Here is an 11,508-nt window from a genome sequence, read left to right as displayed (position 1 = left end):
CCTGTGCGTTACTCACCGAATTGCTTTGTGTCGTCAGTGTTAACCCGGGCTCCGCTTTATCTGTCTGCCAGTCAATCTCGATCGGTTGATCCACCACCAGATTGCCATGCCCATCCTTCACCGTCGCCGTGAAAGTATAACTGTCCGTGCCGTTGTTGTAGCGCAGCTTGTCTTTGTCCACATCTACCGTCACGCTGGCGACATAATAGCTGCTGCTCAGCTCCGTAAAACTGACTTTCTTATCCGCATTCACCGCCGCTAGCTGGCTGACGGTTTTCGCCGATACCTGCACATCAGATACCGCCACCGTGCTGTTTAAGGTCGCGGTGACCTGCCCCTGTGCGTTACTCACCGGGCTGCTCTGCTTCGTCAGTTTCAACCCAGCCACCGCTTTATCTGTCTGCCAGTCAATATCAATCGGTTTATCCGCTACCGGCTTGCCATACGCATCCTCCACCGTTGCTGTGAAGGTATAAGTGTCGGTACCGTTGTTATAGAGCGGGTCCTCTTTGTCCACCGTCACGCGGGTGACCCGATAGCTGCTGCTCAGCTCCGTAAAACTGACTTTCTTATCCGCATTCACCGCCGCTGGCTGGCTGACGGTTTTCGCCGACACCTGCACATCCGTCACCGCCACCGTGCTGCTTAAGGTCGCCGTGACCTGCCCCTGCGCGTTACTCACCGGGCTGCTCTGCTTCGTCAGTTTCAACCCGGCCACCGCTTTATCCGTCTGCCAGTCAATCTCGATCGGTTGATCCACCACCAGATTGCCGTGCCCATCCTTCACCGTCGCCGTGAAGGTATAAGTGTCGGTACCGTTATTGTAGAGCGGGTCCTCTTTGTCCACCGTCACGCGGGTGACCCGATAGCTGCTGCTGGATTCAGTAAAACTGACCTTTTTATCCGTAATAACACGTTCGCCATTAATACTGACGCTGACTTGTATATCAGATAATGGTGTTGTACTTGTTAATGTTGCGGTCTGTTGTCCATTTTTATCTGTTGCCTCTGAATCAGGTTTTAATTTCAATCCAGGATCTTTTTTATCTGTATCCCAAATCAATTTAGCATTTTCTATCGGCGTCTTTTTGTCAGCTCCAAGCAGAGTCACTGTGTAGATATATTTTGCTTCTCCATCAGCAATTAAAGGTTCCGTTGTATTAACACTCAAAGAAATATTACGTTGTAATACATGAGTTTGTATCTGCACCCCCTGCTGATCATCTTTATTTGTACCTGTTATGGTATAGTCATTTTTTCCATCAGGCTGATATTCCGGTAACTTAATCGTATAACTATTGGTACTTTCGATATTTATAATCCCGCCATTCTTCTGGAATAATTCAGGTATATCCCAAGTCACATTTTTTAACGAAGTATCAGATTGAATTTTTATTGGTTTAATATCACCACCATAACCACTAATTTCTAATACAGGGACTACTAATCTAAAACGTTTCGGCTTTTTCAGATAATTCAAAATAATATTATTATTTCTTTCAACTAAATCGTAACGACTGCCTGCTAAGCTTCGTAGTGAAGAAACATTTTCTGGTGAAAGTTGTTCTGATAATGGAACACCAAACCGGTAGTTCACATTGAATGAAAATATACCATCACTTTTTCCCTCTTTCCCTAATTTATAGTCAACTCCCGTTGTTATCAGTGGAATTGGCGTATAATTTATCCCAAAAGTTGCCGCATATGGATCTTTTTGTCTATTGTTAGTTCCGAATAGCGCAACATTATCACCAAAATATTGTTCATATTTTATTTTAGCGCCGAGTGACGGCATTGAAGGTAAATACATGTCTGCAATAAGATCATAACCATTGGCAGGGCGCTCATAATAATTAGTTAAATCACGGGAATTATGCCAATCACTCAGGCGAAAATAGGCGTTAGTGGACATTTTTAGATGGTTAGTCCACAGTTCACCACCCAGACTGAATCGGCTATTATTACCTGTTAAATCATTATCGTAAAAAGTGTTCGCCCCATACATCCAGTCATTTATGAATAAACGGGTTCCAATGCCTAAATTCACAGTATCACGGCTATCTTTATGACGATATCCATATTGAGTATAAACAAGCCAATGATCTTTATCATCATAAAAAGGAACGAGTAAGTCTACAGAACTTTCATCCAGGTGCCCATGATGATCAACATTTAAATTAATTTTAGCGGTACCAAACTGAGATAACCATTTCTGTGTGTTATTTGTTATCTGACTATTTAATTTATTGACAATATAATCTTGCGCTAATTTTTTCGGATCTTTATTTAACAACCCAAGGAATTCAGGGCCACGAGAGAGGATTAAAGGAGGGGCATTTTGATTATCATCTTTATGACTATTTTCATATAACTGAGGTATTTTTGGTTTTTCACTGATATCATTTTTTTCTATTGCACTTCCCTTTGATAAAAAATTACCACACTGCCTCTGATCTGATCGCTTTTTCTCTTTATGAGTAATGTTTTCGTGTAATCTCTTGTTAACCAACCTGGTTGTCTGTTTTTTTCTATCAATATCATGCTTCATAACTGCTTTGGGAGGACCCTGGCAATTTTCAACACCAACCAAAGGCTTTTCTGGTTCAGATAAAGCAGGATTACTATTTAGTGTTGGTGGCATAAGCGTTGTAAATAAAAAACAGACTATTAGCACACTCTTACTTATCTTATAACTTATTAAATTACGAAAAGTACGATAGATGTTCATCATCAGTAATACCATAAAGTTCTTGCCGTTATATTCAGTTATAGCCACTGAGTACATTAAATTACTTTCTATGATTTTGTATAATGAAAATAAATTATCAGCCGATAACCATTAGTAATCACTTAGCAAAAACCACCACAAACTATTTTATTTCCCAGAACAGCATTAATTTTTTACACCATTTTTTCATCAAAACACAAGAAAAAAACCCGTTGTACAAATATTTCAACGGGTTTTCCACTTATTGTAATTATGAGTTCACACTCAATTATTGTTATTTTTCCGGTAGTTGCACTCGAACATTAATCACTCGTCCATCGGGGATGTCGCATAACTCACCATCATGGTAATAAATAACTTCCCCGTCACCGTTAACACTCTTAACACGCTTATTTTGAGCAAATATCGGCGCATCGGTATTTTGACGATGATAGCATTCGATGGTTATATCGCCGCTGGATGAATCTACCGATTCACAAACCCAAATCAGATTTAACCCGTTGCTATCTGCCGGGACGATAGTACCACCGTGAATTCCCCATGCCCCATCTTTAGCAAAACCATTGCAGCCGCTGATACGATATTTCCCTGTCTCTATCCGCTCGACAGTCATGCCTTCTGCTTCACGAGTTAGTTCGTAAGTTCCGTCTGGATGAATATTCACTATGGGGCTGGATACTTTGAAATTGCCGTTAGTATCAGCGATGAAGTTATCATTAAAAATGGCAATAGAATTACCGTTATATTTCAATTTATCGCCAACTGTCAGCCTGCCAAAATTTTTTTCGTTGCAAATATCAAAATCCGGTGACCCGTCACCTGGAAACCCAATATAGGCCGTTCTTTTTTCCCCCTCAAAAAACTGAAAATATGCATGTCTACCAGTATCATGTGTTATGTTAAAAACACCCCCACTCCCCTTTAAATTTGCCGACCCGGCTTCAATCCGACCCGCAGGAGAAACAGAAAAAACCCGATTGTTATTAATATATGCAGCCAGCTCTCCACCAATTGTTAATTTGCCAGATTTTTTTTCATTGCAAATATCAAAATCTGGTGACCCGTCACTTGGAAATCCAACATAGGCCGTTCTTTTTGCTCCCTCAATAAACTGAAAATATGCGTGTTTACCAGCATCATGTGTGATGTTAAAAACACCCGCGTTCCCCTTTATATTCGCTGACGCGGCTTCAATCAGACCCGCAGGAGAAACAGAGAAAACCCGTCTGCCATTAATATCTATAGAATATCCATAGGTATCTACACTACCACCACGCACAATACCGGCTTTAGCATAATTGTCATACCAATTGTAAAGCGTATACGAGACCATTGTACCTGCCGGTCTTCCACCAGATTCAGAAGCTAGTACAACTGCATTACGTTCGTTTGGAATTGTCTCGACCTGTTTAAATCTAAAATATCCTGGATAATTCCCACCATTGGCTGACACTGCATTTTTTGCCAATTCCACTGTTTCCAATAAGCCGAGATTTTTCACAAACACGTTTTTATCAGGAATATCTGCCCCATTTTGATTTTTTGCCAATCGGTTATTAGCATTATCATTTACATCAGAAACAAGCTTCTGAGTAACCGCGAGGGTATTACTATTACCTATTTTATCTGTGAGTTGAATAACACCTTTTTGTGTTAATGAAGCTCCTGGTACTTCTATTGCGATTTTTTGCTCTAACGCTCTATTTAATTGAACAACAAGTTTAGCTATATCCCCATTATCCAGAATATCATCACCAGAATATGTCGCGATAAAATTAGCCACAACAGAGGTTATTGTTGACGATTGACGTAATACCTTATTAAGCAAATGAACAGTAATATTACCTGGAGGAAACCCTGTCTTCAAACTTTGATCTATTTCATATCTCTCTTGACTCACTACATTCGCATTATTACTAATAGAAAAAGCCTTAAAATCATTTATCGGTTTCATACACTCTCCTAAAATTAAACAATATCACTTCATAATCAACACATTAAGTTATTGTAAAAATAATTCCCTATAATTTATTTCAATTATAGTTTAGCTTAGAAAAAGAATAATGGAGCATTGTTATCACTTAAATGACCCACTATTTTTTATAACTGATAGCAATGAAAACCAAACACCCTAAAACCAGATATATATTAAAAACATTTCCATCCATTCCTTCACTTGCTATTACAATTGCAAAACTTATTAAATTATTTTTTACAGTTTTACATAATAAAAATGACTTATTAATCGATAACCATCAGTAATCACTTAAATGAAAGGGTAGCCAAACTGAACTTTGTACTCGTCTCACCCGGCAGGTAAACTAGCCTCCTTTATTGTTTTACTGCCAAAAGTGAAGAGAAATAGTGAGTAACATAAAATTAATCGTCGGTCTGGCTAATCCCGGAGCTGAATATGCCCAAACCCGACACAATGCCGGAGCCTGGTATGTTGACCTGCTAGCGCAGAGTCATAATCAACCACTGAAAGAAGAGAGTAAATTTTTCGGTTACACCGCCCGGATCAATATGTGCGGTCATGATGTTCGTCTGCTGGTCCCTACGACATTTATGAACCTCAGTGGTAAATCTGTCGCGGCCCTTGCCTCTTTTTACCGTATCCAACCAAATGAAATTCTGGTGGCACATGATGAACTTGATTTACCGCCCGGAGTGGCAAAAATGAAGCTGGGCGGAAGTCATGGCGGCCATAATGGCTTGAAAGATATTCAAAACAAATTTGGCAATAATCCTAACTTTTATCGCTTACGGATTGGTATCGGTCATCCTGGCGATAAAAATAAAGTTGTTGGCTTTGTACTGGGAAAACCCCCAGCCAGTGAACAAAAGCTGATTGATGATGCAATTGATGAAGCACTGCGCTGTACTGACATCCTGATAAAACAAGATATGGATAAGGCAATCAATCGGTTACATGGCTTCAAAGCCAGTGCCTAATGACACAGAACGGATAAATCCTGTTTGCGAGATCGTGATAGCTCGCCATTCCGTGTATAATGGCGCCAATTTTTTTCTGATTCATCATAAAGGCTAACACAGCCTTTTGATTTATAAGTAATTTAAGGTGAAAATTTATGGGATTCAAATGCGGTATCGTTGGCCTGCCTAACGTCGGGAAATCAACATTATTCAATGCACTGACCAAAGCAGGTATCGAAGCAGCAAACTTCCCGTTCTGCACCATCGAGCCAAATACCGGTGTAGTACCTATGCCAGATCCACGGCTTGAGCAACTGGCTGAAATTGTAAAACCTCAGCGAATCTTACCGACCACCATGGAATTCGTGGATATTGCAGGTTTGGTGAAAGGTGCATCAAAAGGTGAAGGTCTGGGTAACCAGTTTCTAACCAACATTCGCGAAACGGAAGCTATCGGCCATGTTGTGCGCTGTTTTGTCAATGACAATATCATTCACGTTTCTGGTCAGGTTGACCCTGCTGCTGATATTGAGATTATCAATACCGAATTAGCCCTTTCCGATCTGGACACCTGTGAACGAGCCATTCATCGCGTCCAGAAAAAAGCTAAAGGTGGCGATAAAGATGCCAAAGCAGAATTAGAAGTGCTGGAAAAATGTCTGCCTCATCTGGAACAAGCCGGTATGTTGCGGGCGTTGGATCTCAGTACCGAAGAAAAAGCAGCTATTCGTTATCTGAGCTTCTTGACCTTAAAACCCACTATGTACATTGCTAACGTCAACGAAGATGGTTTCGAAAACAACCCATATCTGGATGCTGTTCGTGCGATCGCAGCACAAGAGGGTTCCGTGGTGGTACCGGTTTGTGCTGCGGTAGAAGCTGATATCGCAGAGCTAGAAGATGATGAACGCGAAGAGTTCATGGCTGAGCTTGGTCTGGAAGAACCCGGTTTAAATCGCGTTATCCGCGCTGGCTATCAGTTATTGAATTTGCAAACTTACTTCACTGCTGGCGTGAAAGAAGTCCGGGCATGGACAATTCCTGTTGGCGCAACCGCACCACAAGCAGCCGGTAAGATCCACACTGATTTCGAAAAAGGTTTTATCCGCGCACAAACCATTGCTTTTGACGATTTCATCACTTACAAAGGCGAACAAGGCGCAAAAGAAGCGGGCAAAATGCGTTCAGAAGGTAAAGATTACATCGTTAAAGATGGTGATGTAATGAACTTCTTGTTTAATGTCTAAATCGTTTCTATTGTCTCAGAGCATTTCAGGATGTTCCATAAAGACGAAATAATTTCATAAAATCCACGTAGTTGCGTGGATTTTTGCTTTCATGGTGTCTCAAATATTCTCACGGATTGTACTCAGTTAGTCGCGATAGTTTATAAAAACTAATAAAGTGACACTATTAGTGAATGTATATCAATATTAGTAAACTAGGCCATCCAGTCACATAGTACCTTTTCCAGCTATTTTTCTTTGATGATTTTTTAGGAAAAATTGCGCTTATTAGTCGAATCCGCCCTATTTATTAACATATTATATTTAACTTTATAAAATGCCATTCCCTCAAGACAAATAAAACAGATTTTACAAAAACATTACATCCAATAATCCTCTATAATTAATGATTATTTTAATTTGTCATTATTTATTTTCAATAAATATAATTAAGAAATAAATCAATGATTAATTCATTATTGGAAGATAATAAATACGTTTCCGAATAATATAATGTAGAATTATTCAACAAATAATAACAAAAACAAATTTTACAACAATAAACTTTACACACTACATTTTTACACTATTATTAAAAGATTAGATATATAATTTTACCCATTGTTCAAAGCATCCTTGGTTTTCAGAAAAATATATTTAACTCATAAAGTAGAGTCATATACTATTGATATAAAGCAAATTATAGTTCCTTAGTTCATATTGGGTAAAAAAATTAATAGTTTATCTGATAAATCCATGAGGAAAATAATTATGAAAGATATATTAACCAACTCTGACCATGAGCTAAAAAAGGCACAAGAATGGATAGAATGCATTAAACACAAAGGAAGAAGATATCTTAAGACATGGGAGCATTCAGATAATGTTTTTATTCATTTTTTGGAAACTGAGAATCTTTCCGACGTGCAGAGTCCAGCCAATATAGCAGTAACCGATAAATATGCCGTATTCACCAAGAAATCTGCCACACCATGTAAATACCCTGTCAGCATCACTGAAGGTCTGCAAACTCTTATTAACTTATGTCGAGTGGCTTCAGGTTATGACCCTTTAGACCCAGAAGGTAATGGCAATGCTGAAAAATTTATCGCGTTTACAGATGAAATAGCAAAAATTCCATTTTTCTCTTTACTGTGGTCAAACACAAGTATTATTACTCAACAAAGTCATGATACTGATGTCCTGATTGATTCTTTTGTTGAAGCCTTTCGAGGGTTATCTCCCGAAGATAAAATTACAATCAAACTCTATCTAAAAGAGCTGATTCGTGCCGCTCTGTCCTATGCTGATGAAAATGAAAAACAATCTAATTTTGTACAATGTGCGCTTAGTAAATCACCAACTAGCGTATCACTCTTATTGTATTCCTCTGTACTAACAATAAAGAAAGTAAATAACAAAGGTACTATTAAATTCACATCCGATTATACGCTTTCGCAAGCAGAATATAGTCTCAGTCAAGCATCATGGGAAACTGTAAAACCAATGTTTGATAAAGAAAATAAAACAACAATAGAATGCTTAATTGACTATATGACAACTAAGGTAAAAACATGAAATAAAATATTACTATAAACAGATTAATTGATCTATATCAACGATATTATTACCAATATATTGCTCAAATATAAAAGTAACAAATCATACAAAAATATAAATTTAATATAAATAAATTTCATAAGCAATATTTTATACCAATATGAAAACGTTACATGGATAACCATTTACATGTGAAGAATAAGTTAAATTACAACCTATCCATACTCAATATTTAATAGTGAAAAACTCTCACTTATGAATATAATTGATCTACATAAAATTTCATTTGTTAGTAATTTGAATTCTATTAATACAAGTTTAAAAATAAGAATATTTTTTAGGAGGTAATGACAAAAACAAAAAATAAATCCAATAATATTAAATACATAACCACCAAGTAATCGAATTGTTAAAAATAGGGGCCTGCCCTACTCCCTATTTACAACAATACCATAACATTTAATATCGAGTTTAATAAATCTATTAAGGATAAAACTCATGGAAAATATCTTAAATAATCCTGATTATGCAGTTAAAAAAGCGCAAGAGTGGATAGAACATATTGAGAAAGGAGGAACCAGATTTCTTAAAGATTGGAAACGCTCAGACAATATTTTTATGAATTTCCCCGATGTTGTAGATTATTCTGATATACAGAGTCCGGCTAATGGCGCAGCTACAGGAAATTATGCGCAGCTTAACCAAGACTCTTCCTCATCACTTAAATATCCGTTAAGCATTACCGAAGGCTTACAAACCGTTATTAATATGGCCCGTTCAGTTTCAGGCTATAATCCTTTAGATCCTCAAGGCCAAGGTAATAAAAAGAATTTCTTCTCATTTACATCAGAATTATCCGGCGTTCCGTTCCTTTCTTTACTGTCAACAAGCGTACAAAATGTTATTCAAAAAAGCCATGATGCGAATGTTTTGATCAACTCTTTCCTAGAAAACTTCTTAGGATTATCTAATCAAGAGAAAGAGCAGATGAGAATCCCGCTGAGACAACTGGCTATCGCTGCATTATCTTATGCAGGTAAAAGGCAAACTCAATCCAATTTCGTACAAAGTGTTCTTGCTACCTCACCAAGAGGTGGTGTGTCAGTCTTCTTATATTGGTCTGAGTTTGCAATCTCCGCTTCCCCAGATGATAAAGGTATTATCGAATTCAAATCTAGTTACCTCTTGCCACAAGCAGAATATAACCTGAGATACGAATCATGGGTAAATGTAAGACCTGCATTCGAGAAAGCACAGAAGGTATCATTAGAAGATTGGATTGACAGTATGACCACTCGGAGAAAACAAGGCAGTAATGTAAGAGCGCTTTGTATAGAATAATGCCGTGAAATAATCCTAAAATGGTGTCTGCAAAAACATCGTGGACACCATAAATTTCATTAAACAAGCAATAAACTGATGTAATTATTTTCCGTTGACCCGATATCAAGCATGTATTTCAACATCAGAATGCTTCTCGTTCTTGTACTGGCGGCTGCTCGCGTTCTGTCATGAAATCGGTAGTAACGCCAGGACCATCAAACCAATTATCCCAAGACTCCATCAGATTCTCCTTTATAGAAATATATATCAGCCTGAGATCAGACCATTTCAGCCAATAATGAATGACAAAGATGACCTAAAGTCTGCATGGCATGTTCCATTTTATCATCCCAATCAAAAGAGGCATTAAGGCGAAAGGCACGGTTAAATTGTTCGCTGGTACAAAACATGCTGCCAGGTGCAATGCTGATCCCTTCCGCCAATGCTAGCTGATAAAGCCGCTGTGCACTGAACCGAGGCTCAAATTCCAACCAGAGAAAATAACCGCCTTTAGGGCAATTCACTTTTACTGAAGCAGGCATATAGTCACCAATCGCCCGTAACATCAAATGCTGACGTTGCTCCAATGTGCGACGAAGGCGGCGTAAGTGGTTGTCATATCCCCCTTCCGCAAGATAATCAGCAATAGCCAGTTGCGTAGGTATACTGGCAGAAACGGTACTCATCATTTGTAATTGTTGGATTTTCTTAGCTTGTTTTCCTGCTGCGACCCACCCCACCCGGTATCCCGGCGCCAGGCATTTGGAAAACGAAGAGCAATGCATAAAGTTATTTTCATTGTCCAATGCTTTTGCCGGTACAGGTCGTTGCTGATCAAAATACAGCTCGCCATACACATCATCCTCAATTAGCGCGACCTGATTATTATTAAGGATATTTACCAACCGTGATTTATTTTCGGCAGACATCGTTCCCCCCAGCGGATTCTGAAAGTGAGTCATTAACCAACAGGCTTTTATTGGGTATTTTTTCACTACCTCTTCCAGCGCATCCAAATTAATCCCATTTTTTGGATCAGTTTTGATCGCCACCGCTTTCAGGCGCAGACGCTCAATTGCCTGTAAAGCACCATAGAAAGCCGGCGACTCAATCACCACCCAGTCGCCCGGCTCCGTAACCGACTGCAAACTGAAACTCAGTGATTCCATCGCACCTGCGGTAATCACAATTTCTTCAGGAGAAACATGAATGCCATGCATTGCATAGCGGCGCGATATATTACGGCGTAACTTATCATTACCCGGCGGTAAATTCGCCAAAGAGCTATGCGGCGCTATTCGCCTTGCAACTGCTGCTAACGCTTTAGAAAGTTTAGGCTGAACCAATAGAGATGGGTCTGGGAATGCTGAACCAAAAGGAATAATCGACGGATCTTTACACGCTTGTAAGACATCAAAAATAGAAGCACTTATTTCCACGTTTTCACTCAAATGTAACCTTTTCCCCCCTTTCGCCGCGGCAAAGGGTTGCAGACGCTTAGCAACATAATAACCAGATTGGGGACGAGAAGTGATCCATCCCTGACTCTCCAATAGCTGATACGATTGAACAACGGTCATCAAACTCAAACCCGATAGTTTTACTGACTCTCTCAGTGAAGGTAATTTATCCCCTACCAACCAAGTACCATCTTCAATATGTTGGAGAATTTGCTTGGCAAATTGTTCATAACGCTTCATAAATTCAGACCTCCCCACAAACTGTTATAGTGAA

Annotated in this window: 7 protein-coding genes and 1 pseudogene; 4 read left to right on the top strand and 4 right to left on the bottom strand. The window is 39.0% G+C overall.

Annotated features, from left to right (window positions below; translation table 11 throughout):
• Both C5469_RS19670 and C5469_RS19665 read right to left on the bottom strand, forming a co-directional pair.
• The coding region (locus tag C5469_RS19670; RefSeq protein WP_242689535.1) for an inverse autotransporter beta domain-containing protein at nucleotides 1-2,731 on the bottom strand (2,731 nt) is incomplete at its 3' end.
• A gap of 271 nt (nucleotides 2,732-3,002) precedes the next feature.
• Nucleotides 3,003-4,682 (bottom strand): phage tail protein, encoded by a 1,680-nt coding sequence (locus C5469_RS19665; protein WP_166310167.1) that lies wholly within the window; start codon nucleotides 4,680-4,682, stop codon nucleotides 3,003-3,005.
• Nucleotides 4,683-5,092: 410 nt separating this feature from the next.
• On the opposite strand from C5469_RS19665, the gene pth reads away from it, so the two are divergent.
• The 4 genes from pth (at nucleotide 5,093) to C5469_RS19645 (ending at nucleotide 9,792) form a co-directional block, all read left to right on the top strand.
• Complete coding sequence (gene pth, locus C5469_RS19660; protein ID WP_166310165.1) at nucleotides 5,093-5,683, top strand: aminoacyl-tRNA hydrolase; 591 nt, start codon at nucleotides 5,093-5,095, stop codon at nucleotides 5,681-5,683.
• Nucleotides 5,684-5,820: 137 nt separating this feature from the next.
• On the top strand, nucleotides 5,821-6,912 hold the full coding sequence (ychF, locus tag C5469_RS19655; protein ID WP_166310163.1) for a redox-regulated ATPase YchF: 1,092 nt from the start codon (nucleotides 5,821-5,823) through the stop codon (nucleotides 6,910-6,912).
• 750 nt (nucleotides 6,913-7,662) lie between these two features.
• A complete protein-coding gene (locus tag C5469_RS19650; RefSeq protein ID WP_166310161.1) occupies nucleotides 7,663-8,469 on the top strand; it encodes a hypothetical protein in 807 nt (268 codons plus the stop codon).
• Nucleotides 8,470-8,949: 480 nt separating this feature from the next.
• Complete coding sequence (locus tag C5469_RS19645) at nucleotides 8,950-9,792, top strand: hypothetical protein (protein ID WP_166310159.1); 843 nt, start codon at nucleotides 8,950-8,952, stop codon at nucleotides 9,790-9,792.
• 124 nt (nucleotides 9,793-9,916) lie between these two features.
• On the opposite strand, the pseudogene C5469_RS19640 reads toward C5469_RS19645, so the two are convergent.
• Both C5469_RS19640 and C5469_RS19635 read right to left on the bottom strand, forming a co-directional pair.
• Nucleotides 9,917-10,012: pseudogene (locus C5469_RS19640) on the bottom strand (AbrB/MazE/SpoVT family DNA-binding domain-containing protein); the annotation flags it as partial.
• A gap of 40 nt (nucleotides 10,013-10,052) precedes the next feature.
• A complete protein-coding gene (locus tag C5469_RS19635) occupies nucleotides 10,053-11,474 on the bottom strand; it encodes an aminotransferase-like domain-containing protein (RefSeq protein ID WP_166310157.1) in 1,422 nt (473 codons plus the stop codon).
• Between the last annotated feature and the right edge of the window lie 34 nt (nucleotides 11,475-11,508).

This window comes from Photorhabdus cinerea, from assembly GCF_011189575.1.
Classification (GTDB): Bacteria; Pseudomonadota; Gammaproteobacteria; order Enterobacterales; family Enterobacteriaceae; genus Photorhabdus; species Photorhabdus cinerea.
The sequence above is the reverse complement of the archived record's forward strand: the minus strand, read 5'-3'. Positions and strand labels throughout refer to the sequence as shown.